The following is a 24,717-nucleotide window of genomic DNA, read 5'->3' as shown; positions in this document are numbered from 1 at the left end:
CATATTAGCGTCTTGTTTTCTTATCATCACTTGCGTGACCTTTGTAAGTACGAGATGGTGCGAATTCACCAAGTTTGTGACCTACCATGTCTTCAGTAACATAAACTGGTACATGTTTACGACCGTCATATACAGCAATTGTATGACCAATGAACTGAGGGAAGATAGTTGAACGACGAGACCAAGTTTTTACTACTTGCTTGCTGTCAGTTTCGTTTAACTTCTCAATTTTGTTGATTAAATGGTCATCTACAAAAGGTCCTTTCTTTAAGCTGCGACCCATAAATGAACCTCCCTTCGTGATTGTCCTACGGTTCGTTTGAACCGTAGCTCAATCCCGTTATTTTTTACGACGACGAACGATAAATTTATCGGATTTGTTTTTCTTCTTACGAGTTTTGTAACCAAGTGTTGGTTTACCCCATGGACTCATTGGAGACTTACGTCCGATTGGAGAACGTCCTTCACCACCACCGTGTGGGTGATCGTTAGGGTTCATTACAGAACCACGTACAGTTGGACGGATACCTAACCAACGAGAACGACCGGCTTTACCGATGTTGATTAACTCGTGTTGTTCGTTACCAACTTGACCTACAGTTGCACGACAAGTTGCAAGGATCATGCGTACTTCACCAGAAGTTAAACGTACTAATACGTATTTACCTTCTTTACCAAGTACTTGAGCAGATGTACCTGCAGAACGAACTAATTGTCCACCTTTACCAGGTTTCAATTCGATGTTGTGTACTACTGTACCAACAGGAATGTTAGCTAAAGGAAGCGCGTTACCTACTTTGATGTCAGCTTCAGGACCTGACATAACTTCTAAACCTACTTTTAGGTTTTTAGGAGCAAGGATGTAACGTTTTTCACCATCAGCATAATGAATTAATGCGATGTTAGCTGAACGGTTTGGATCATATTCGATTGTAGCAACGCGTCCAGGTATTCCATCTTTATCGCGTTTAAAATCGATGATACGGTATTGACGCTTGTGCCCACCACCTTGGTGACGAACAGTCAATTTACCTTGGTTGTTACGACCACCTTTTCTCTTGACAGGTGCAAGTAACGATTTTTCTGGTTTGTCAGTAGTAATTTCAGCGAAATCAGAAACTGACATACCACGACGACCATTTGAGGTTGGTTTATACTTTTTAATCGCCATCTCAATTTCCCTCCTTCTCTATTAATCTTAAGCTTCGAAGAATTCGATTTCGTTGCTCTCTTGAGTTAGTGTTACTACCGCTTTACGACGACGGTTAGTAAGACCACTGTAGCGACCTACACGCTTGAATTTACCTTTGTAGTTCATGATGTTTACTTTTTCAACTTTTACGTCAAAGATTTTTTCGATAGCATCTTTAACCTCAGTTTTATTAGCTCTTACATCAACATCAAACGTATATTTTTTCTCAGCCATTAAGTCTGTTGAACGTTCTGTAATTACGGGGCGCTTAATAATATCACGAGGATCTTTCATTATGCAAGCACCTCCTCTACTTTTTCAACTGCGTCTTTAGTGATTACAAGCTTGTCATGGTTCATAACGTCTAATACGCTTAAACCATTAGCTGCAACAACTGTTACACCAGGAATATTACGTGCTGAAAGTGCAACATTTTCGTTAAGATCCGCAGTTACTACTAATGCTTTGCGTTCTACTGTTAGGTTTTTAAGAACTGCTACCATTTCTTTTGTTTTTGGAGCGTCAAAAGAAAGAGCTTCAAGAACAACGATGCTGTTATCTTGAGCTTTAGTTGATAATGCAGACTTAATTGCTAAACGACGAACTTTTTTAGGTAATTTGTAGCTATAGCTTCTTGGAACTGGACCAAATACTACGCCACCACCACGCCATTGTGGAGAACGGATAGATCCTTGACGAGCACGACCAGTACCTTTTTGACGCCATGGCTTACGGCCACCGCCTCTTACTTCAGAACGATTTTTAACTTTAGAAGTACCTTGACGTTGAGATGCGCGTTGCATTACGATCGCGTCGAAAAGTACTTTGTTGTTTGGTTCGATACCGAAAACGGCATCTTGAAGTTCGATTTCTCCAACGTTTTCACCGTTTTGGTTAAACAATGCTACTTTTGGCATTGGTTATTCCTCCTTTCTCGAAGAATTATTATTTAGATTTAACTGCAGATTTAACAGTAACTAGAGATTTTCTAGCTCCTGGCACGTTACCTTTTACTAATAAAAGATTGCGTTCTGCGTCAACTTTAACGATTGATAAGTTTTGCACAGTGATGCGCTCTCCACCCATGCGTCCTGGTAATAATTTACCTTTGAATACGCGGTTTGGAGCTACAGGACCCATTGAACCTGGGCGACGGTGGTAGCGAGAACCATGAGACATAGGTCCGCGAGATTGTCCGTGGCGTTTAATAGCACCTTGGAAACCTTTACCTTTTGAGATTCCTGTTACATCAATTACATCGCCTTCTGCGAAAATATCAACCTTGACTTCTTGACCAACTTCATATGCTGAAGCGTCCACACCGCGTAACTCACGGATGAAGCGCTTAGGAGCAGTATTAGCTTTAGTAGCATGTCCTTTTGCAGGTTTGTTAGATAGTTTTTCACGGATATCTTCGAAACCTAATTGGATTGCTTCGTAACCGTCTGTCTCAGCGTTTTTAACTTGAAGAACTACGTTAGCAGAAGCTTCAATTACTGTTACTGGGATCAAGTCACCATTTTCAGCAAATACTTGAGTCATACCGATCTTTCTTCCTAAGATTCCTTTGGCCATTAGTCACACCTCCTAAGTATCTTTTCATTCTTTATTTTAAATTAAAGTTTAATTTCGATATCTACACCAGATGGTAAGTCTAAACGCATTAATGAATCAACAGTTTGTGGTGTTGGATTCACGATATCAATTAAGCGTTTATGCGTGCGCATTTCGAACTGCTCACGAGAATCTTTATATTTGTGTACTGCACGTAGAATTGTATAAATTGATTTTTCAGTCGGTAATGGAATCGGACCAGATACAGCCGCACCAGAACGTTTTGCAGTTTCTACGATTTTCTCAGCAGATTGATCAAGAATTCTGTGATCATATGCTTTTAAACGAATGCGAATTTTTTCTTTTGCCATTATTTTCCCTCCTTTTTCGCCTATTTCACAATAGACATTCTCCGCGGAAATTTCCCCACACTCGCCATGGCAAAGCGGCCGGGTGTGTCGGCAACCTTCCGCATCATCGCAGTCAAAGACCAACATTTTTATTATACTAAAAATGGGTTCATATTGCAACAATAAAGTTAAAAAACTTTTTCATGTGTCGCACACTTTTTTCATTATATATAAAAGGAGATCATTTTGCAAGTGTAATAGTAAAAACTATCTTTACCTTTTATCACCAAATAAAAAAGGAGTAGGTTACCCTACTCCTTTTACTGAACGAGAAATTACTCGCTGATTTTAGCTACAACGCCAGCGCCTACTGTACGTCCACCTTCACGGATTGAGAATTTAGTACCTTCTTCAATCGCGATTGGAGCGATAAGTTCAACAGTCATTTCGATGTTGTCGCCAGGCATTACCATTTCTACGCCTTCAGGTAAGTTACAAATACCAGTTACATCAGTTGTACGGAAGTAGAACTGTGGACGGTAGTTTGTGAAGAATGGAGTGTGACGTCCACCTTCGTCTTTAGAAAGAACGTATACTTCAGCAGTAAATTTAGTGTGTGGAGTGATTGAGCCTGGTTTAGCTAATACTTGTCCACGTTGGATTTCTTCACGTGCTACACCACGAAGTAAAGCACCGATGTTGTCGCCAGCTTCAGCATAGTCAAGAAGCTTACGGAACATTTCTACACCTGTTACAGTAGTAGATTTTGGCTCTTCAGTTAAACCGATGATGTCGATAACGTCACCAACTTTAACTTGTCCACGCTCTACACGACCTGTAGCAACTGTACCACGACCAGTGATTGAGAATACGTCCTCAACTGGCATCATGAATGGTTTTTCAGTGTCACGTTCTGGAGTTGGGATGTACTCATCAACAGCGTCCATAAGCTCGATGATTTTAGCTTCCCAATCAGCGTCGCCTTCAAGAGCTTTAAGAGCAGAACCTTTGATTACTGGTACATCGTCACCAGGGAAGTCGTATTCAGAAAGAAGGTCACGTACTTCCATTTCTACTAATTCAAGTAGCTCTTCGTCGTCTACCATGTCACATTTGTTTAAGAATACAACTAGGTAAGGTACACCTACTTGACGAGAAAGAAGGATGTGCTCACGAGTTTGTGGCATTGGACCATCAGCAGCAGATACTACTAAGATACCGCCATCCATTTGAGCAGCACCAGTGATCATGTTTTTAACATAGTCAGCATGTCCTGGGCAGTCAACGTGTGCATAGTGACGAGTGTCAGTTTCATACTCAACGTGTGCAGTTGAGATTGTGATTCCACGCTCGCGCTCTTCTGGAGCAGCGTCGATCATGTCGTAAGCCATTGCTGCACCTTTACCACTTTTCTTAGCAAGAACAGTAGTGATAGCAGCTGTTAAAGTTGTTTTACCATGGTCAACGTGACCAATTGTACCGATATTGGCATGTGTTTTTGAACGGTCGAATTTTTCCTTAGCCATTCGAAAATCCTCCTTAAAATTCATGTAGTTTATGTTTTATGAGGCCGGGAAAGGGAATGAGCTCCACTTTCACAGCGTACATAAGTAGTTATACTTCAATAAAGAGTGAAAATCAATTATTCACCTTTATTTTTTTTAATAATTTCTTCTGAAATTGATTTAGGAACTTCTTCGTAGTGATCGAAGTGCATAGAATATGTTCCGCGACCTTGAGTGTTTGAACGTAATGCAGTTGCATAACCAAACATTTCAGAAAGTGGAACGAATGCACGTACAACTTGAGCGTTACCGCGTGCTTCCATACCTTCTACACGTCCACGGCGAGACGTAATGTCACCCATGATATCTCCTAAGTATTCGTCAGGGATAACAACTTCAACCTTCATCATTGGTTCAAGGATAGCTGGGTTACATTTTGATACTGCGTTTTTAAGAGCCATAGAAGCGGCAATTTTAAACGCCATCTCACTTGAGTCAACGTCATGGTAAGATCCATCAACTAAAGCAGCTTTGATATCGATTAATGGATAACCAGCAAGAACACCGTTTTGTAATGCATCTTCAAGACCAGCTTGAACTGCAGGGATGTATTCACGTGGAACTACACCACCAACGATTTTGTTCTCAAATTCAAAGCCTTTTCCTTCTTCGTTAGGTTCGAACTCAATCCAAACGTGACCGAATTGTCCACGACCACCAGATTGACGAGCGAATTTACCTTCAACTTTCGCACCAGCGCGGAAAGTTTCACGGTAAGCTACTTGAGGAGCACCAACGTTTGCTTCTACTTTGAATTCGCGACGCATACGGTCAACGATGATATCAAGGTGAAGCTCACCCATACCAGAGATGATGATTTGACCAGTCTCTGTATTAGTTTCCGCACGGAAAGTTGGATCTTCTTCTTGTAACTTTTGAAGAGCTGTAGTCATTTTATCTTGGTCAGCTTTTGATTTTGGCTCAACAGATAAAGAGATAACTGGCTCTGGGAATTCCATAGACTCAAGAATTACAAGACTCTTTTCGTCACATAGAGTATCACCAGTAGAAGTATCTTTTAATCCTACAGCTGCCGCGATATCTCCAGCGTATACTTCAGAAATCTCTTCACGAGAGTTAGCATGCATTTGTAGGATACGACCTACACGCTCACGCTTACCTTTTGTAGAGTTTTTGATGTATGAACCAGAGCTTAGTACACCAGAGTACACACGGAAGAACGTTAATTTACCAACATAAGGGTCCGTCATAACTTTGAACGCTAATGCTGAGAAAGGAGCGTTGTCGCTAGACTCACGCGTAACTTCTTCTTCTGTGTCAGGTACGATACCTTGGATTGCTGGTACATCAACTGGAGATGGTAGGTAGTCAATTACTGCATCTAGCATTAATTGTACACCTTTGTTTTTGAATGCTGAACCACAGATAACTGGGTAGAATTCAACGTCACAAGTACCTTTACGGATACCAGCTTTTAGTTCTTCAACTGTAAGCTCGCCTTCGTCTAAGTACTTCATCATTAATTCTTCATCAAGTTCTGCAACAGCTTCTACTAAGCTTGCACGGTATTCTTCAGCTTGCTCTTTGTATTCCTCAGGAATTTCACGAGACTCTGAACGAGTACCTAAGTCATCTTCGTAGAAGTATGCTTTCATTTCCACTAGGTCAATGATTGCTTCGAACTCATCTTCAGCACCAATTGGCAACTGAATTGGGTGAGCATTTGCACCTAAACGATCGTGGATCGTTTTTACAGAGTACAAGAAGTCAGCACCAATTTTGTCCATTTTGTTAACGAATACGACACGGGGAACACCGTACGTAGTCGCTTGACGCCATACTGTTTCTGTTTGAGGCTCAACACCAGATTGAGCATCAAGAACTGCCACAGCGCCATCAAGTACACGTAATGAACGCTCAACTTCAACAGTGAAGTCTACGTGTCCAGGAGTATCGATGATGTTAACGCGGTGACCTTTCCAAGCAGCAGTTGTCGCAGCAGACGTGATAGTGATACCACGTTCTTGCTCTTGCTCCATCCAGTCCATTTGTGAAGCTCCTTCATGAGTTTCACCAATTTTATGGATACGGCCAGTATAATAAAGAACACGCTCAGTTGTTGTTGTTTTACCAGCATCAATGTGAGCCATGATTCCAATATTACGAGTGTTTTCTAAGGAGAACTCTCTTGCCATCTTAGGTATTTCTCCTTCCATATTATAATTTGTTTTTTAAAAAGTTTCGTTAAAAGATTACCAACGGTAATGAGCAAATGCTTTGTTAGCTTCTGCCATTTTGTGAGTATCTTCACGTTTCTTAACTGCAGCACCAGTGTTGTTAGCTGCATCAAGGATTTCGTTAGCTAAACGCTCTTCCATCGTTTTTTCTCCACGAAGACGAGCATAGTTTACTAACCAACGAAGACCTAAAGTAGTACGACGCTCTGGACGTACTTCTACAGGAACTTGGTAGTTAGAACCCCCTACACGGCGTGCTCTAACTTCTAGTACAGGCATGATGTTTTTAAGAGCTTGGTCGAATACTTCCATAGCTTCTTTACCACTGCGCTCTTGTACTAAATCGAATGCTCTATAAAGAATAGCTTGTGACTTACCGCGCTTTCCATCAAGCATCATTTTGTTGATTAAGCGAGATACAAGCTTAGAATTGTAAATCGGATCTGGTAATACGTCTCTTTTTGCAACAGGTCCCTTACGTGGCATTCTACTTCCTCCTTTCACTTTTAAAAGTTTATCTATTAATTGTTAAGCTATTATTTTTTAGCTGCTTTTGGTCGCTTAGTACCATATTTAGAACGACCTTGCATACGGCCATCCACACCAGCAGTATCAAGTGCACCACGTACGATATGGTAACGTACCCCTGGTAAATCTTTTACACGTCCACCGCGGATAAGTACCACGCTGTGTTCTTGTAAGTTGTGACCAATACCTGGGATATAAGCTGTTACCTCGATACCGTTTGTTAAACGTACACGAGCATATTTACGAAGAGCCGAGTTCGGTTTCTTCGGTGTCATAGTACCCACACGTGTACATACACCACGTTTTTGTGGAGAAGATTGATTAGTTTGAGCTTTTTTGAAGCTGTTGTAACCTCTGTTTAAAGCAGGTGAGTCAGATTTTTTACCTTTACTCACACGACCATTACGGATTAATTGGTTAATAGTAGGCATTTAAATTTTCCTCCTTTCGCCTTTTGTAAGACCACACATCCAGGTGGTTCATTTTTTAGCAAAAAACAAAGTCTTTGAAACTAAAAGTTCAAAAACGTGTTAACTAATAATTGCAACAGTTGCAGCGTTAACTTCTATCCTACAAGCTTGACCAAGCTTTCGCATAGAAGGGACATACGTATACGGAACGTTTTCTTGCTGTGCCGTTTTTGCCACAATGGATGTGACATAAAAATCAGCGTCTTCAGCAATGATGACTTCCTTTACTGTACCTTTTTTTAATGCTTTCACCGTCTGCTTTGTTCCTACAATAATATGATCAGCCTGTAATACTTTTTCATAAGACATTATCATATCCTCCAAAGTAACAGGTAGTTTATAGGAGCACCTTTGATATAGTATCATTCCCTAGAATGGATGTCAACTAACGTTTTGTAGTTTTTTAAAAAAACATCCATTCTAGAGTAATGATTTTATAATTAGTCGATTGTTACCGTTTCTTCAGCTTGGTTTTTGATCGGTTCAGCATTACGATATCTCGTCATACCTGTACCAGCCGGAACTAGCTTACCAATGATAACATTCTCTTTAAGTCCAAGCAACTCATCACGTTTTCCTTTAATTGCAGCATCCGTAAGAACACGCGTTGTTTCTTGGAATGACGCAGCAGATAAGAAGGAATCAGTTTCAAGAGATGCTTTTGTAATACCAAGTAATACAGGACGGCCCGTCGCTGGACGATTGCCTTCAAGTAATACTTTTTCATTTGCATCAGTGAATTGGTGAATATCAAGTAATGAACCTGGTAATACATCTGTATCTCCCGAATCCATTACACGCACTTTACGAAGCATTTGGCGAACCATTACCTCTACGTGTTTATCTCCAATTTCTACCCCTTGCATACGGTATACTTTTTGCACCTCACGAAGCAAGTACTCTTGTACAGCCGTGATATCTTTTACTTTTAGTAATTCTTTAGGATCAATTGAACCTTCTGTTAATTCTTGACCACGTGCAATGCGCTGTCCTTCAATAACTTTCAGACGTGCACTGTACGGAGCTGTGTAAGAACGAGTTTCAATCTCTCCTTGAACAGTAATTTCATGTTGACGATCGCGTCCTTCAGAAATGCCGGCAATTGTACCTTCAATTTCAGAAATAACGGCTTGACCTTTAGGGTTACGCGCTTCGAAGATCTCTTGGATACGCGGTAAACCTTGAGTGATATCGTCTCCAGCAACCCCACCTGTATGGAATGTACGCATCGTTAACTGTGTACCTGGCTCACCGATAGATTGAGCAGCGATGATACCAACTGCTTCACCCACTTCAACTTCTGAACCAGTTGCAAGGTTACGACCGTAACATTTTTTACATACACCGTGGCGAGTGTTACAAGTGAATGCAGAACGAATCCATACTTCTTCAACACCAGCATCCACAATTGTTTCAGCTAGGTCTTCTGTAATTAGTTCGTTTTCTTTCACTAACACTTCGTTTGTTCCTGGGTGAAGTAGTGTTTTTCTTGCATAACGTCCAATTAGACGCTCATCAAGTTTCTCAATTTCTTCTGTTCCTTCTTTGATTGCAACAGCCAGAATACCGCGGTCTGTACCGCAGTCGTCATCACGTACGATAACGTCTTGTGCCACGTCAACCAAACGACGAGTAAGGTAACCTGAGTCAGCTGTTTTAAGAGCCGTATCGGCAAGACCTTTACGTGCACCATGGGTAGAGATAAAGTACTCTAATACTGTTAAACCTTCACGGAAACTAGATTTGATTGGTAACTCAATGATACGACCAGACGGGTTGGCCATTAGTCCACGCATACCTGCAAGCTGAGTGAAGTTAGATGCATTACCACGGGCACCAGAGTCACTCATCATGAAGATTGGGTTGCGTTTGTCCAATGACGCCATTAATTTACCTTGGATAACGTCTTTCGCGCTACTCCATACAGAGATAACACGCTCATAACGCTCATCTTCAGTAATTAAACCGCGACGGAATTGTTTTAGTACGTTATCTACTTTAGCTTGCGCTTCTGTTAAGATAACTTCTTTTTCTCCTAAAACCACGATATCAGCTACACCAACTGTAATACCGGCTTTAGTAGAATATTTGAAACCTAGGTCTTTCATACGGTCAAGCATTTTAGAAGTCTCAGTAATTTTGAAACGTTTAAATACTTCAGCGATAATATTACCTAAGATTTTTTTCTTAAACGGTGCGATAGCCGGTTGATTCTTGATGAATTCCTTCACATCTGCACCTTTTTCAACAAAGTACTTCTCAGGAGTTTTCACTTCTAAGTTTTCTCTTGTTGGTTCGTTAATGTATGGGAACGATTTTGGTAAAATTTCGTTGAAAACTAATTTACCAACCGTTGTAACAAGCAACTGTTGATTTTGTGCTTCTGTAAACGTTTCGTTGTTTAAAGAACCTGCATACACACCTACACGTGTATGAAGATGCACATAACCGTTTTGGTACGCTAATAGTGCTTCATTTGTATCCTTGAATACCATACCTTCTCCAACTGCCTCTTCACGCTCAAGCGTTAAGTAGTAGTTACCTAATACCATATCCTGTGAAGGTGTAACAACTGGTTTACCATCTTTAGGGTTCAAGATATTTTGAGCAGCAAGCATTAAGATACGTGCTTCTGCTTGTGCTTCTGCAGATAATGGAACGTGAACCGCCATTTGGTCACCGTCAAAGTCAGCGTTATATGCTGTACATACAAGCGGGTGAAGACGGATAGCGCGACCTTCTACAAGCGTAGGTTCAAATGCTTGAATACCTAGTCTGTGTAGCGTTGGTGCACGGTTTAAAAGAACTGGATGCTCTTTAATAACCGATTCTAATACGTCCCATACTTCAGGTTGCACGCGTTCAATTTTACGTTTTGCACTCTTGATGTTATGAGCTAAACCGCGTTCAACAAGCTCTTTCATTACGAAAGGTTTGAAAAGCTCTAACGCCATTTCTTTTGGAAGACCACATTGATACATCTTTAAGTTCGGACCTACAACGATTACCGAACGGCCAGAGTAGTCAACACGTTTACCTAATAAGTTTTGACGGAAGCGACCTTGCTTACCTTTTAACATGTGAGAAAGAGATTTTAATGGACGGTTACCTGGTCCTGTTACCGGACGTCCGCGACGACCATTATCGATTAATGCATCTACAGCTTCTTGAAGCATACGCTTTTCGTTTTGAACGATAATGCTAGGAGCTCCAAGGTCTAATAAACGCTTTAAGCGGTTGTTACGGTTAATTACACGGCGATATAAATCATTTAGATCAGACGTAGCAAAGCGTCCACCATCTAATTGAACCATTGGACGAAGTTCTGGCGGAATAACCGGTAGAACGTCTAAAATCATCCAAGAAGGTTCGTTACCAGAATGACGGAAAGCCTCTAGTACTTCTAAACGTTTAATGGCACGTGTACGACGTTGACCTTGAGCAGTTTTCAATTCTTCTTTCAAAGCATCTACTTCTTTATCAAGATCGATGTCATGCAATAATTTCTTAACAGCTTCAGCACCCATTGCTGCATGGAAAGTTTGTCCGTACTTCTCACGATACGCACGGTATTCTTTCTCTGATAAAAGCTGTTTCTTTTCAAGTGGTGTATCACCAGCATCTGTTACTACATAAGAAGCAAAATAAATGATTTCCTCTAGCGCACGAGGGGACATGTCTAAGACAAGTCCCATGCGGCTAGGAATACCTTTAAAGTACCAAATATGAGAAACAGGTGCAGCTAGTTCGATATGACCCATGCGTTCACGACGAACTTTTGCGCGCGTAACTTCTACGCCGCAACGATCACATACAACACCTTTATAACGAACGCGCTTATATTTTCCGCAGTGACATTCCCAGTCCTTTTGTGGACCAAAAATACGCTCACAGAATAAGCCGTCTTTTTCAGGTTTTAACGTACGATAGTTGATCGTTTCAGGTTTTTTTACCTCACCGTACGACCAAGAACGAATTTTATCTGGCGAAGCTAGACCGATTTTCATATACTCAAAGTTATTTACATCTAGCAAGGAGCCTACCTCCCTTTTAATCTACAGGTTTTTTCCCTTAACGTTTATATGAAAGTAATTCCTTACTCTTTTGTGACAGGATCTTTTTGTCCTTCAGAAAGGCTTTCTTCGTTATCAGCAATAATTGATTCTGTTGGTTGCTCATGGTCCTCTTCTGAGTCCATGATATCAATTTCTTGCTCGTCAGCAGAAAGCATCTTCACATCCATACCTAAACTTTGTAGTTCTTTAATTAATACTTTGAACGATTCAGGTATGCCAGGTTCTGGAATGTTTTCACCTTTAACAATTGCTTCGTATGTTTTCACACGACCTACTACGTCATCTGATTTCACTGTTAAGATCTCTTGTAATGTGTAAGCAGCACCGTATGCTTCAAGTGCCCATACCTCCATCTCACCAAAACGCTGTCCACCGAACTGCGCTTTACCACCAAGTGGTTGTTGTGTAACAAGTGAGTATGGTCCAGTAGAACGAGCGTGAAGTTTATCGTCTACCATGTGAGCAAGTTTGATCATGTACATGATTCCTACTGATACACGGTTATCGAATGGTTCACCTGTTCGACCATCATATAGAACTGTTTTAGCATCACGAGACATGCCAGCTTCTTCGATTGTTGCCCACACATCTTCCTCACGCGCACCATCAAATACTGGAGACGCAACGTGAATGCCAAGCTTACGAGCAGCCATACCTAAATGAAGCTCTAGCACCTGACCGATGTTCATACGAGATGGTACCCCTAATGGGTTTAACATGATGTCAATTGGCGTACCGTCTGGTAGATAAGGCATATCTTCTTCAGGTAAAATACGTGAAATTACACCTTTGTTACCGTGACGACCGGCCATTTTGTCACCTTCAGAAATTTTACGCTTCTGAACAATATATACACGGACTAATTGGTTTACACCTGGTGGTAATTCGTCGCCATCTTCACGGTTGAAGACTTTAACATCAAGAATGATTCCACCGCCGCCGTGCGGTACACGAAGAGAAGTATCACGAACTTCACGCGCTTTTTCACCGAAAATAGCGTGTAGAAGACGTTCTTCAGCTGTTAGTTCTGTTACACCTTTTGGCGTTACTTTACCAACTAAAAGATCTCCGTCTTTTACTTCTGCACCAATGCGGATGATTCCACGCTCATCTAAGTTGCGAAGCGCATCTTCACCTACGTTTGGAATGTCACGCGTAATTTCTTCAGGTCCAAGCTTCGTATCACGAGACTCAGATTCATATTCTTCAATATGAACAGACGTATATACATCATCTTTCACAAGGCGTTCACTCATGATGATGGCATCCTCATAGTTGTAACCATCCCATGTCATGAAACCAACCATTACGTTTCGTCCTAAAGCAAGCTCACCTTTTTCCATTGAAGGACCGTCGGCTAAGATCTCACCTTTTACTACTTCGTCGCCAACTGAAACAATTGGACGCTGGTTGTAACAAGTACCTTGGTTAGAACGAACAAATTTTAATAATTTGTATTGATCTAAGTTACCTTTAACTTTTTGTCCGTCTACTTCTTCATAGCGGCGAACAAAAATTTGTTTTGCTTCTACGCGCTCTACAACGCCAGGATATTTACAAATCACGGCTGCACCAGAGTCTTTACCAGATACGTATTCCATACCTGTACCTACGATTGGTGCTTCAGGATTTAATAAAGGTACTGCTTGACGTTGCATGTTCGCACCCATTAATGCACGGTTAGAGTCATCGTTCTCTAAGAATGGGATACATGCTGTAGCGGCAGATACAACTTGTTTTGGTGATACATCCATATAATCTAAACGATCGCGACGGATAACCGTGTTTTCTCCACGGAAACGTGCAACGACATTTTCATCTAAGAATGAACCATCATCGCCTAGACGAGCGTTCGCTTGGGCTACAACATAGTTATCTTCTTCATCAGCTGTTAAGTAGTCAATTCGCTCTGTCACTTTACCTGTTTCAGGATCGATACGACGGTAAGGTGTTTCGATGAAACCGAATTTGTTTACTTTTGCATAAGAAGATAGTGAGTTGATTAACCCGATATTCGGACCCTCTGGAGTTTCAATCGGACACATACGGCCATAGTGGGAGTAGTGAACGTCACGCACTTCAAAACCAGCGCGCTCACGCGTTAAACCACCAGGTCCTAGAGCTGAAAGACGACGTTTGTGCGTCAATTCGCCTAATGGATTCGTTTGATCCATGAACTGTGATAATTGAGAACTTCCAAAGAACTCTTTAATCGCCGCAATAACTGGGCGAATATTAATTAATTGTTGAGGTGTGATTGTATTCGTGTCTTGAATTGACATTCTTTCACGAACAACACGTTCCATACGAGATAAACCGATACGGAATTGGTTTTGTAACAATTCACCTACAGAACGCAGGCGACGGTTACCTAAGTGGTCGATATCATCTGTGTCTCCTACTTGATGAAGCAAGTTAAAGAAGTAACTAATTGATGCTAAAATATCAGCAGGCGTGATATTTTTAACTTCTTCTGTTACATATGCGTTACCTGATACAGTGATGATTTTTTCACCTTCTGGATCATTTGGCGCATAAATCTTAATAGATTGTAATGTAACATCGTCTTCTACTACTCCACCAACCGGACTATAAGTTTTGAAGTTTACTCCACCTTCAAGCATCGGAATCAAGCGATCTAGCAGACGGCGGTCAATCATTGCGCCTTTTTCTGCAATAATTTCACCTGTTTCAGGATCAACTAATGTTTCAGCTAGCTTTTGATTAAATAAGCGATGTTTGATATGAAGCTTTTTATTAATTTTATAGCGACCTACGTTCGCTAAGTCATATCGTTTTGGATCAAAGAAGCGAGATACTAATAGAGACTTCGCATTCTCAACTGTCGGTGGTTCACCCGGACGTAAACGCTCATAGATTTCTAATAGCGCTTTTTCCGTTGTTTCCGTATTATCTTTTTCAAGCGTATTACGGATGTATTCATTATCACCGATTAAATCGATAATCTCTTGGTCAGAACCGAAACCTAGCGCGCGTAACAGCACTGTTACTGGCAGTTTACGAGTACGATCAATACGCACGTATACTACATCTTTTGCATCAGTTTCATATTCTAGCCATGCACCACGGTTAGGGATAACAGTTGCTGTATATCCTTTTTTACCGTTTTTATCAAGCTTTCCACTATAGTAAACACTTGGTGAACGAACCAACTGTGATACGATAACACGCTCAGCACCATTAATCACAAAGGTACCTGTTTCGGTCATCAATGGGAAATCTCCCATGAACACATCTTGGTCTTTTACTTCACCTGTCTCTTTATTAATTAACCGCACCTTAACACGAAGAGGTGCTGCATAAGTTACATCACGTTCTTTGGACTCTCCTACTGAATACTTTGGCTCACCTAAGCTGTAATCAATAAATTCTAGTGATAAGTTACCTGTAAAATCATCAATCGGAGAAATATCTTGGAACATTTCTCGTAAACCTTCATCTAAAAACCATTGGTATGAAGCCGTTTGAATCTCGATTAAGTTCGGTAACTCTAAAACTTCACTAATACGAGCATAACTTCTGCGTTGGCGGTGGCGTCCATACTGAACTAGTTGACCTGTCAACTGATTCACCCCTCAAATCAAGCGTTATTATTCAAAATATATAATAAACCATATGTTTATTATTGAACAAAAGAAAAATGGTCTCTTTAAATAGAAAACCACAATTTCATAAAAACGTACTATTGATTTTATTAGTTTTTCCCATATAATTCAAAATTATACCTTTTATTTTATGTATAACCCGAGCTTATATGGAATATTTATATATTGGCATTTTATAATGCTAACATACTAAAAAATATTAGTCAACATTTTTTAGCACATATGATATAATACCCTTTTTTCTTTTCTACTACTTCTACTTCATTAAATAGAGATTCTAATTTCGCAAGAGCAGATGGCGCTCCTTGCTTTTTCTGAATCACAATCCAAAGTTCTCCTTGGTCAGCAAGGTGATCTAATGATTTTTCTAGAATTTCATGAACAACTTTTTTACCCGCACGGATCGGCGGATTACTAAGAATAGCTGCAAAATTCGTTTCCTTCACATTTTCATAGCAAGAGCTTTGATAGATTGAAACATTTGATACTGAATTAACTTCAGCATTTTTTTGAGCTAGTGCTAATGCACGTTCATTAACATCAACCATATGGACGTTTCTTTGGCTGTCCTCTTTTGCAAGTGCCAACCCAATTGGGCCATATCCGCATCCAACATCCAGAAGCGGGCCGGGACTCTCGGGCATTTGAAACGTTTCAATTAACAGGCGCGATCCAAAATCGATCTCTTTTTTTGAAAAAACACCGCGGTCACTCGTAAATGAAAAAGAGGTTCCTCTCAATTCAAATGAAAAGCGCTCTTCATTACTTGCAGACGATGGTGTATTAGAAAAATAATGTTCTGTCAAAATAGAACCTCCTAATCAATATGTTCTTCTTTACTATAAATGAAAAGGATGACAGAAGCAAAAAAGCTCGCTTGTACAAGCGAGCTTTTTTATATCAGTTGTTAAGCAATAATTACTTAACTTCTACAGAAGCGCCAACTTCTTCAAGTTTAGCTTTTGCTTCTTCAGCTTCTTCTTTAGAAATACCTTCTTTAAGAGCTTTTGGAGCGTTATCAACGATTTCTTTAGCTTCTTTTAAGCCAAGACCAGTGATTTCACGTACTACTTTGATAACTTTGATTTTTTGTCCGCCAGCACTTTCAAGTACTAGGTCAAATTCAGTTTTCTCAGCAGCAGCTTCACCAGCAGCACCGCCAGCTACAGCTACAGGAGCAGCAGCAGTTACGCCAAATTCTTCTTCGATTGCTTTTACTAAATCGTTAAGTTCTAAAACAGTCATATTTTTAACTGCTTCAATGATTTGTTCTTGAGTCATTGTTAATTTCCTCCTTGTGATTGTGTTATATATAACAGACTAGATTATGCACCTTGTTCTTCTTTTTGATCTGCCACAGCTTTTGTAGCAAGAGCAAGGTTGCGAATTGGAGCTTGAAGCACGCTAAGCAACATAGAAAGTAAGCCTTCGCGAGATGGTAGTTCTGCAAGTGCTTTAATTTCTTCAACAGATGCAACATTACCTTCAATTACACCAGCTTTGATTTCTAACGCTTCGTGTTCTTTCGCGAAGTTGTTTAGAATTTTAGCTGGAGCAACAACATCTTCTCCACCAAATGCGATTGCATTTGGACCTACTAACGCATCATTAAGATCTGTTAGTTCAAGTTTTTCTACAGCACGGCGAGTTAAAGTGTTTTTGTAAACTTTGAACTCAATGCCTGCTTCACGTAATTGCTTACGAAGTTCAGTAACTTCAGCAACATTCAAACCACGGTAGTCAACGACAACTATTGAGTTACTCGCTTGAAGTTTTTCAGCAATTTCGTCTACGACTTGTTTCTTTTGTTCAATTACGTTGCTCATCTTTACACCTCCTGTAGATTTCCTTCCGTACACTCAGACAAGGTGCAATAAAAAACCCCCATGACAATAAAGACATGGAGGTGTAGTAAGCGAACCATAACGTTTCACTAATTTATCTCACACACCTCGGTAGGAAATTAAGCTTTGCAGCACCTACTGTCTACGGTACAAATGTTATTCTTTTTAACAACATTATCTATTATAATCAGGGACTTTCAAAAAGTCAACACCGATTTATTTCCAAATTTATTAAGCAGAGAATGAAGCAGTATCAACTTTGATACCAGGGCCCATTGTTGAAGTAACAGCTACGTTCTTCATGTATGTGCCTTTTGCTGCTGCCGGCTTAGCTTTTACCATAGTTTCGAAGATTGTAGTGAAGTTTTCAACTAACTTGCTCTCTTCGAAAGATACTTTACCGATTGGTACGTGGATGTTACCAGCTTTATCAACGCGGTATTCTACTTTACCAGCTTTGATTTCGTTAACTGCTTTTTGAACATCAAATGTTACTGTACCAGTTTTAGGGTTTGGCATTAAACCTTTAGGTCCTAATACACGACCAAGTTTACCAACTTCACCCATCATATCTGGAGTAGCTACGATTACATCGAACTCGAACCAACCTTGTTGGATTTTGTTGATGTAGTCAGCATCGCCAACGTAGTCAGCGCCTGCAGCTTCAGCTTCTTTAGCTTTTTCGCCTTTAGCGAATACTAATACACGTTGAGTTTTACCTGTACCGTTTGGTAGTACTACTGCACCACGAATTTGTTGGTCAGCTTTCTTAGGGTCAACTCCTAAACGGAATGCTACTTCTACAGTTGCATCAAATTTAGTTGTGTTTGTTTTCTTTACTAATTCAATCGCTTCTTGTACTGAATAAGTTTGTGTACGATCTACAAGCTTAGCAGCTTCAACGTACTTTTTACCTTTTTTAGCCATTTTTGTTTCCTCCTTATGTGGTTTTAACGGAATAACCTCCCACTAATAAAGGTTGCGAGCATAGGAAAACTTCCATTTCTCGCAACCTTCTAACACCCAATCAAATGGAATTAGTCTTCAACTACGATTCCCATACTGCGCGCTGTACCTTCTACCATGCGCATTGCAGATTCAACGCTAGCAGCGTTTAAGTCAGGCATTTTAGTTTCAGCAATCTCACGCACTTTGTCACGCTTGACTGTTGCAACTTTATTACGGTTTGGTTCACCAGAACCAGACTCAATACCAGCCGCTTTCTTAAGTAGTACAGCAGCAGGTGGAGTTTTCGTAATAAATGTAAATGAACGGTCTTCAAATACCGTGATTTCAACAGGAATGATAAGACCAGCTTGATCAGCTGTGCGAGCGTTAAACTCCTTACAGAAACCCATGATGTTAACACCGGCTTGACCTAATGCAGGACCAACTGGTGGCGCTGGATTTGCTTTACCTGCAGGAATTTGTAACTTAACAAGTTTAATTACTTTTTTAGCCACGAGACACACCTCCTTAAGTCCGTGATGTGGTAATAGGGCGATGCCCTCCCACTCAATGTTCTTTATATATAAAATAAAGAAATAGTTGTTTTAGTCTCTAGTTTTGAGACATACTGACTTATGAAATATTAACATTAAACTTCATGAATTGCAAGGTCTTACAGATTATATTTTTTCAATTTGTGTAAAGTCTAGCTCTACTGGCGTTTGTCTTCCGAACATATCCACATGAACCTTAACTTTACGTTTATCTGTATCGATTTCTTCAATGGTACCTTCGAAGTTTGCAAACGGACCTTCTTGAACCAATACTGTTTCTTTTAGTTCAAAGTCAAAGTCAGCATGCTTCTCGTCCATGCCCATTTGTTTTAAGATCATTTCTACTTCTTCTGGTAGAAGAGCAGTTGGCTTTGAGCCAGAACCTGCTGAACCTACAAAGCCTGTAACGCCAGGTGTATTACGAACTACATACCATGAATCATCCGTCATGATGATTTCAACTAACACGTACCCTGGAAATACTTTTTTCTTTGTAATCTTTTCTTTGTTGTTCTTAATTTCTCTTTCTTCTTCTTCAGGAACAACAACGCGGAAAATTTTATCTTGCATACCCATTGTTTCTACGCGCTTTTCTAAATTTGTTTTTACTTTATTTTCATATCCAGAATAAGTATGGACTACATACCAATTTTTCTCCATTTCTGAGGACTATACGTCCTTCCCTCCCAGCTCACTATAAAATAAGATGTCCTAATCTATTGCACAGACAACGCACTAGGAAAATAGTTGACTCCTAGCACAATCATTCTTAAAGCAAATTAAAAAACCCGTCTCCGGGCTTTTCTGAAAAAAACATAATTTAGCTTTATTATACCATGATTTAAGTCAATTTATTCAAGGGATTAAACGAATAAGTGACGAAATTCCGTAATCAACTACTACAAAAAAGAGTGTCATAAATACAACTGTAGAAATAACAGTAATTGTATAACGAGTTAGCTCATTTTTTTTAGGCCAACTTACCTTCTTCATCTCACGCCCAACATCACGTAAGAAATTTCCTACACGGTTCATGTTTGTAACCTCCAATAAATTAAAAGGGGTATTAGTCTGTGCAGATTATTGATCTACTTTGTTTCACGATGAATCGTATGTGCGTTACACGTTTTGCAAAACTTCTTCATTTCTAAACGCTCTTCGTTTTGCTGTGTGTTTTTCATAGTCGTATAGTTACGACTAGCGCATTGCACACACGCAAGTACAACTTTTTTACGCATAATGTCAACCACCTATAGAGTGATAATGTCTATAAAAAAGTATCACAGACTTTCTTAGCATGTCAATATGAGGATAGAAGGCTACATTGTGATTTCACGAATCTCGAGGTAGCGCTCTAATTTCCTTTTCACACGCTGAAGTGCATTATCGATGGATTTGACGTGGCGGTTTAACTCTTCTGAAATCTCTTGATAAGATTGACCATCTAAATAAAGAACGAGAACTTTTCGCTCAAGATCACTTAAAAGTTCAGCCATCTTTAATTCAATATCATCAAACTTCTCTCGATTAATGAGCAACTCTTCTGGATTTGCTACTTTTGTCCCCGAAATAACATCCATTAAGGTTCGGTCGGACTCTTCATCATATATTGGCTTGTCCAATGATACATAAGAGTTTAATGGAATATGTTTTTGCCTTGTTGCGGTTTTAATAGCGGTAATAATTTGCCTGGTAATGCAAAGTTCAGCAAAAGCTTTAAACGAAGTTAGCTTATCTTCTCTAAAATCTCTAATTGCCTTATATAACCCTATCATACCTTCTTGTACAATATCTTCACGGTCTGCCCCAATTAAAAAATATGACCGCGCCTTTGCTCGCACAAAGTTTTTGTATTTATGAATCAAATACTCTAATGCGTCAATATCGCCTTTATGCACAAGATCGACAACTGTTTCATCCTCTTGTTGTTCGAAATGAGCATGCAGTTTTCTCCCATAATTATCGCCCATATCGATCCCCCCGACCGCACAGTAGATAGAAATATTATACAGTAGCTAATTCCGTACCGTCAATAACCTCACCGCTGTCCCCGACGCCATTTTTCGAAAATTTCGGCTACTTGATTGGAAAGTTGAATGCGTGCCGCTGGCTTTTGATTTTGAATAGACTTCACATCAAGATTAATATGTTTCTCAATCTGCTCAATTTCGTTGTGCAATTCTCGAGCAGAAATTCTGAGCGCACCTTGTCCAAAGATTGCCCACTGCTCCGTGAAATCAGATGTAGCAACATGAATCTGTGTCTTTACATTGCTTAGCTCTTGAGCCAGCTTTTCAATGTACTCATCCGCTGTTTCATTTTCTCTTGTAAATACAACGTCAACCTTATGATTTTTTGCCTTCTTTTCAATTCCTTCGACCATATGAGCATCGAAGACAATAATGACACGGTACCCCATATATGCTTGATACTCTGCCATCTTTTCGATTAACAGGTCTCGAGCACCGGCTAAATCATTATCTCTAAGCTTTCTTAGGTCGGGCCACGCACCTATCATGTTATAACCATCCACCAGCAGAATATCCATTCTTATTCACCTAGAGGATGGCGTTTTCGGTAAACCTCATACATGAGAAGACTAGCTGCTACAGATGCATTTAACGATGTAACATGCCCAACCATTGGAAGTTGTACAAGGAAGTCGCATTTTTCACGAATCAAACGACTCATGCCTTTTCCTTCGCTTCCAATCACTAACGTAAGCGGCATACCTCCATCTAAGTTGCGATAATCATCGCTTTCTTTCGCATCTGTTCCAACAATCCATACGCCTCGATCTTTTAATTCATCAATCGTCCTTGATAGGTTTGTTACCCTTGCTACAGGGACATGTTCAATCGCTCCTGTAGAGGCCTTAGCTACAGTGGCCGTTAATCCAACTGAACGGCGCTTTGGAATAATAATACCGTGTGCGCCAACGGCATCGGCTGTTCGCATAATAGAACCTAAATTATGGGGATCTTCAAGCTCATCTAGCAGAAGAAAAAACGGACTTTCATTACGTTTTTCCGCTAAGTTAAATAAATCATCTAACTCTGCATATTGATAAGCAGCAACTTGTGCAGCTACTCCTTGATGAATACCGTCTACCATTTGTTCAATTTTCTTTTTCGGTACAAACTGCACTAATACACCATTACGTTTTGCTAACTGCGTGATTTGCCCCATAGAACCGCCTTGCGATCCTTCGGCAATCCATAGTTTGTTAATGTCACGCCCAGACTTTAGGGCTTCTAGGACCGGATTACGTCCAATAATAAATTCATGTTCCATGATTCATTCCTCCCTCTCCTTCATCGACGAAAGAGATAGCTTTAGTAATAAGTTCCATCATTCTTTCTTCTTCACCTAAAAGATACAAATAGCCTACGACCGCTTCAAATGCTGTACTGTAGCGATACGTTTGCACATCTGTGTTTTTAGGGACTGTACCGGACTTTGCATTGCGTCCTCGGCGCAGTACACCTTCTTCTTCTTCAGTAAAAAAGTTTTCATTTTTAAAATAATATACGATTTGCGCTTGTGCTTTTGCTGATACATATTTTTTAGCTTTATTATGAAGCTGGTTAGGGCGCACTGTCCCTAACACCAGCAGGTGGCGGCGAACATGTAAATCAAACACCGCATCACCCATATAAGCAAGAGCTAAGCTATTTAGCTGTTTTACATCTAATTTACTGCTGCTCATAACACTATTATCCTCTTTTCCATCTTGTTCCTTGTGCGGTATCTTCTAAAATAATATTTTTAGCCTTTAATTCATCTCGAATTTGATCTGCTAATTGGAAATTACGATCTTTACGAGCCTGAATACGATCTTGGATCAATTGATCAATTTCTTCGTCTAGAAGTTCAGCTTCTCCAAACGTAATGCCTATTGCAGTACCTAATTCTTTAAACTCTTTAATAAAGGCTTCAATTACATCTGTAGACGTTGTTTGTTCTAATAAATACAAGTTAGCTTGCTTTGCTAGCTCGAACAGAACAGAAATGGCATTTGCCGTATTAAAATCATCATCCATCTCTTCAACAAACGTTTCGCGAAGCTCTTTTAGCTTTTCGAACCATTCTGAAGCATCTTCTTGAAGATTTGTTGCTGCCTCTAGACGGTGAGTTAAGTTGCCGTAAGCTGTTTGCAGACGCTCAAACCCTTTGCGCGTATTCTCTAAAATTTCTTCGTTATAGTTAATTGGGTGACGATAGTGAACAGATAAAATAAAGAATCGAAGTAGGGACGGATCATGCTTTTTAATAATGTCATGAACTAACACGAAGTTCCCTAGTGATTTAGACATCTTTTCATTATCAATATTGATATATCCGTTATGAAGCCAGTATTTCGCAAACGATTTCCCAGTGAGCGCTTCTGATTGGGCGATTTCATTTTCGTGATGAGGGAAAGCTAAATCCTGACCGCCTGCGTGGATATCAATTGTATCACCTAAATACTTGCGTGCCATCGCAGAGCACTCGATATGCCAGCCTGGTCTTCCTTGACCCCAAGGGCTATCCCATGCGATCTCCCCATCTTTGGTTGCTTTCCAAAGAGTAAAGTCTAATGGATCTTCTTTCTTTTCTCCAACTTCGATACGAGCACCGGATTGCAATTCATCAATAGATTGATGTGATAATTTTCCGTATCCTTCAAACTTACGTGTACGATAGTATACATCACCCTCTGACTCATATGCATATCCTTTTTTCACCAGTTCATCAATGAACTCAATAATGATATCCATATTTTCAGTCACGCGTGGATGCACATCGGCATGCTTGCATCCAAGAGCTGACGTATCTTCAAAGTAGGCATCGATAAAGCGGTTTGCGATCGTTGGAACATCTTCTCCTAACTCTTTTGCTGCCTTAATTAATTTATCATCCACATCTGTGAAGTTTGAGACATACTCTACATCGTAACCTCTAAATTCTAAATAGCGGCGCACCGTATCAAATACGATTGCAGGACGCGCATTTCCAATATGAATATAGTTATACACGGTCGGTCCGCACACGTACATTTTGACTTTGTTTTCTTCCAGCGGTACAAACGTCTCTTTTTGACGTGTTAACGTGTTATATAGCTTAATTGCCATGGTGAATCTTCCCTTCTTTTAATTCCTTTAATTGATTTTGCAGGTGTAAAATTTCTTTCTCTAGCTGTTTAAAACGCTCTGCATCTGGATCTGGCAAATCTTGATGATTCAAATCTTTTGGAATCCGGACGCCATTTTGAATGACGACTCGGCCAGGGATACCAACAACCGTTGAGTTTTCTGGGACGTCATTTAATACAACTGAGCCCGCTCCAATTTTGGAGTGCGCATGAATCGTAATCGACCCTAGCACTTTAGCACCTGTTGCAATTAAGACATTGTCTTCGATCGTCGGGTGACGCTTTCCTTTTTCTTTCCCTGTTCCTCCGAGTGTTACTCCTTGATATACTGTTACATTATCTCCAATTTCGCACGTTTCCCCAATAACAATTCCCATCCCGTGGTCAATAAAAAATCGGCGGCCAATTTTCGCACCCGGATGAATTTCAATCCCTGTGAAGAATCGGCTAATTTGTGAGATTACACGTGCCAGAAAAAACCACTTTCTTTTAAAAAGCCCATGAGCTAATCTATGTGCCCAAATAGCATGCAACCCTGAATAGGTTAATATCACTTCAATATAACTTCTTGCTGCAGGATCTTGTTCAAATATGGCCTCAATGTCTTCCTTTAACAACTTTAGCATCATCTCACCCCAATTCCGCTATTCCTCTATCTACTCATTGATTGTATAAAAA

27 protein-coding genes and 1 other annotated feature are annotated in these 24,717 nt (G+C 40.1%); all 27 genes read right to left on the bottom strand.

The genetic code is table 11. The annotated features are described in order from the left end of the window. Positions 1 to 4: 4 nt before the first annotated feature. The 27 genes from rpsS to cysE all read right to left on the bottom strand — a co-directional run bounded on the left by rpsS (position 5) and on the right by cysE (position 24,665). A complete protein-coding gene (gene rpsS / locus AC0C45_RS27260; protein WP_013054931.1) occupies positions 5 to 283 on the bottom strand; it encodes a 30S ribosomal protein S19 in 279 nt (92 codons plus the stop codon). Between the two features lie 57 nt (positions 284 to 340). Next, positions 341 to 1,171 (bottom strand): 50S ribosomal protein L2, encoded by an 831-nt coding sequence (gene rplB, locus AC0C45_RS27255; RefSeq protein ID WP_013081374.1) that lies wholly within the window; start codon positions 1,169 to 1,171, stop codon positions 341 to 343. 27 nt (positions 1,172 to 1,198) lie between these two features. Then, the gene (gene rplW, locus AC0C45_RS27250; protein WP_013054929.1) at positions 1,199 to 1,486 is read right to left on the bottom strand and encodes a 50S ribosomal protein L23; all 288 of its coding nucleotides are present in this window, start codon (positions 1,484 to 1,486) and stop codon (positions 1,199 to 1,201) included. Beyond that, positions 1,486 to 2,109, bottom strand: a complete 624-nt coding sequence (gene rplD / locus AC0C45_RS27245; protein WP_013081372.1) for a 50S ribosomal protein L4 — start codon at positions 2,107 to 2,109, stop codon at positions 1,486 to 1,488. Before rplD ends, rplW begins: the two co-directional genes overlap by 1 nt. A gap of 28 nt (positions 2,110 to 2,137) precedes the next feature. After that, a complete protein-coding gene (gene rplC / locus AC0C45_RS27240; protein ID WP_013054927.1) occupies positions 2,138 to 2,767 on the bottom strand; it encodes a 50S ribosomal protein L3 in 630 nt (209 codons plus the stop codon). Between the two features lie 41 nt (positions 2,768 to 2,808). Further along, entirely contained in the window at positions 2,809 to 3,117 is a 309-nt protein-coding gene (gene rpsJ / locus AC0C45_RS27235; protein WP_013054926.1) for a 30S ribosomal protein S10, read from the bottom strand. A 314-nt stretch (positions 3,118 to 3,431) separates the two neighbouring features. After that, a complete protein-coding gene (gene tuf / locus AC0C45_RS27230) occupies positions 3,432 to 4,622 on the bottom strand; it encodes an elongation factor Tu (protein ID WP_013054925.1) in 1,191 nt (396 codons plus the stop codon). 116 nt (positions 4,623 to 4,738) lie between these two features. Then, positions 4,739 to 6,817, bottom strand: a complete 2,079-nt coding sequence (fusA, locus tag AC0C45_RS27225) for an elongation factor G (RefSeq protein ID WP_016762724.1) — start codon at positions 6,815 to 6,817, stop codon at positions 4,739 to 4,741. A gap of 57 nt (positions 6,818 to 6,874) precedes the next feature. Beyond that, a complete protein-coding gene (rpsG, locus tag AC0C45_RS27220) occupies positions 6,875 to 7,345 on the bottom strand; it encodes a 30S ribosomal protein S7 (protein WP_013054923.1) in 471 nt (156 codons plus the stop codon). Positions 7,346 to 7,395: 50 nt separating this feature from the next. Next, the gene (gene rpsL / locus AC0C45_RS27215) at positions 7,396 to 7,818 is read right to left on the bottom strand and encodes a 30S ribosomal protein S12 (RefSeq protein ID WP_013054922.1); all 423 of its coding nucleotides are present in this window, start codon (positions 7,816 to 7,818) and stop codon (positions 7,396 to 7,398) included. Positions 7,819 to 7,917: 99 nt separating this feature from the next. After that, positions 7,918 to 8,166, bottom strand: a complete 249-nt coding sequence (locus AC0C45_RS27210; RefSeq protein WP_013054921.1) for a 50S ribosomal protein L7ae-like protein — start codon at positions 8,164 to 8,166, stop codon at positions 7,918 to 7,920. Positions 8,167 to 8,297: 131 nt separating this feature from the next. Continuing rightward, positions 8,298 to 11,891 (bottom strand): DNA-directed RNA polymerase subunit beta', encoded by a 3,594-nt coding sequence (gene rpoC, locus AC0C45_RS27205; RefSeq protein ID WP_013081369.1) that lies wholly within the window; start codon positions 11,889 to 11,891, stop codon positions 8,298 to 8,300. A 62-nt stretch (positions 11,892 to 11,953) separates the two neighbouring features. After that, a complete protein-coding gene (gene rpoB, locus AC0C45_RS27200) occupies positions 11,954 to 15,517 on the bottom strand; it encodes a DNA-directed RNA polymerase subunit beta (RefSeq protein ID WP_013081368.1) in 3,564 nt (1,187 codons plus the stop codon). A 245-nt stretch (positions 15,518 to 15,762) separates the two neighbouring features. Beyond that, positions 15,763 to 16,365: a class I SAM-dependent methyltransferase gene (locus AC0C45_RS27195; RefSeq protein WP_013081367.1), complete on the bottom strand. Its 603-nt coding sequence runs from the start codon at positions 16,363 to 16,365 to the stop codon at positions 15,763 to 15,765. 112 nt (positions 16,366 to 16,477) lie between these two features. Continuing rightward, positions 16,478 to 16,840: a 50S ribosomal protein L7/L12 gene (gene rplL, locus AC0C45_RS27190; protein WP_013054917.1), complete on the bottom strand. Its 363-nt coding sequence runs from the start codon at positions 16,838 to 16,840 to the stop codon at positions 16,478 to 16,480. A gap of 44 nt (positions 16,841 to 16,884) precedes the next feature. Next, positions 16,885 to 17,385, bottom strand: a complete 501-nt coding sequence (gene rplJ / locus AC0C45_RS27185) for a 50S ribosomal protein L10 (protein ID WP_013054916.1) — start codon at positions 17,383 to 17,385, stop codon at positions 16,885 to 16,887. Between the two features lie 40 nt (positions 17,386 to 17,425). Continuing rightward, positions 17,426 to 17,569 (bottom strand) — a sequence feature (ribosomal protein L10 leader region). A 65-nt stretch (positions 17,570 to 17,634) separates the two neighbouring features. Then, on the bottom strand, positions 17,635 to 18,330 hold the full coding sequence (gene rplA / locus AC0C45_RS27180; protein WP_013054915.1) for a 50S ribosomal protein L1: 696 nt from the start codon (positions 18,328 to 18,330) through the stop codon (positions 17,635 to 17,637). A gap of 110 nt (positions 18,331 to 18,440) precedes the next feature. Further along, positions 18,441 to 18,866: a 50S ribosomal protein L11 gene (gene rplK, locus AC0C45_RS27175; protein ID WP_013054914.1), complete on the bottom strand. Its 426-nt coding sequence runs from the start codon at positions 18,864 to 18,866 to the stop codon at positions 18,441 to 18,443. Positions 18,867 to 19,031: 165 nt separating this feature from the next. Further along, positions 19,032 to 19,565, bottom strand: coding sequence for a transcription termination/antitermination protein NusG (nusG, locus tag AC0C45_RS27170; protein ID WP_013054913.1), 534 nt, complete (start codon positions 19,563 to 19,565; stop codon positions 19,032 to 19,034). 195 nt (positions 19,566 to 19,760) lie between these two features. Beyond that, positions 19,761 to 19,940, bottom strand: coding sequence for a preprotein translocase subunit SecE (gene secE / locus AC0C45_RS27165; RefSeq protein WP_013054912.1), 180 nt, complete (start codon positions 19,938 to 19,940; stop codon positions 19,761 to 19,763). 53 nt (positions 19,941 to 19,993) lie between these two features. Beyond that, a complete protein-coding gene (gene rpmG / locus AC0C45_RS27160; RefSeq protein WP_013081365.1) occupies positions 19,994 to 20,143 on the bottom strand; it encodes a 50S ribosomal protein L33 in 150 nt (49 codons plus the stop codon). 81 nt (positions 20,144 to 20,224) lie between these two features. Beyond that, positions 20,225 to 20,875 carry an RNA polymerase sporulation sigma factor SigH gene (sigH, locus tag AC0C45_RS27155; RefSeq protein ID WP_013054910.1) on the bottom strand — a complete coding sequence of 217 codons (651 nt, stop codon included), beginning with the start codon at positions 20,873 to 20,875 and terminating at the stop codon, positions 20,225 to 20,227. A gap of 68 nt (positions 20,876 to 20,943) precedes the next feature. Beyond that, positions 20,944 to 21,453: an NYN domain-containing protein gene (locus tag AC0C45_RS27150; protein WP_237893272.1), complete on the bottom strand. Its 510-nt coding sequence runs from the start codon at positions 21,451 to 21,453 to the stop codon at positions 20,944 to 20,946. 2 nt (positions 21,454 to 21,455) lie between these two features. Next, positions 21,456 to 22,199 carry a 23S rRNA (guanosine(2251)-2'-O)-methyltransferase RlmB gene (gene rlmB / locus AC0C45_RS27145; RefSeq protein ID WP_013054908.1) on the bottom strand — a complete coding sequence of 248 codons (744 nt, stop codon included), beginning with the start codon at positions 22,197 to 22,199 and terminating at the stop codon, positions 21,456 to 21,458. After that, positions 22,189 to 22,614, bottom strand: a complete 426-nt coding sequence (locus AC0C45_RS27140) for a Mini-ribonuclease 3 (protein WP_013054907.1) — start codon at positions 22,612 to 22,614, stop codon at positions 22,189 to 22,191. Before AC0C45_RS27140 ends, rlmB begins: the two co-directional genes overlap by 11 nt. A 7-nt stretch (positions 22,615 to 22,621) precedes the next feature. Then, on the bottom strand, positions 22,622 to 24,019 hold the full coding sequence (gene cysS / locus AC0C45_RS27135) for a cysteine--tRNA ligase (RefSeq protein WP_074897852.1): 1,398 nt from the start codon (positions 24,017 to 24,019) through the stop codon (positions 22,622 to 22,624). Further along, a complete protein-coding gene (gene cysE / locus AC0C45_RS27130; RefSeq protein ID WP_013054905.1) occupies positions 24,009 to 24,665 on the bottom strand; it encodes a serine O-acetyltransferase in 657 nt (218 codons plus the stop codon). Before cysE ends, cysS begins: the two co-directional genes overlap by 11 nt. Positions 24,666 to 24,717 lie beyond the last annotated feature (52 nt).

This window comes from Priestia sp. VA7 (assembly GCF_055710015.1).
The sequence above is the reverse complement of the archived record's forward strand: the minus strand, read 5'-3'. Positions and strand labels throughout refer to the sequence as shown.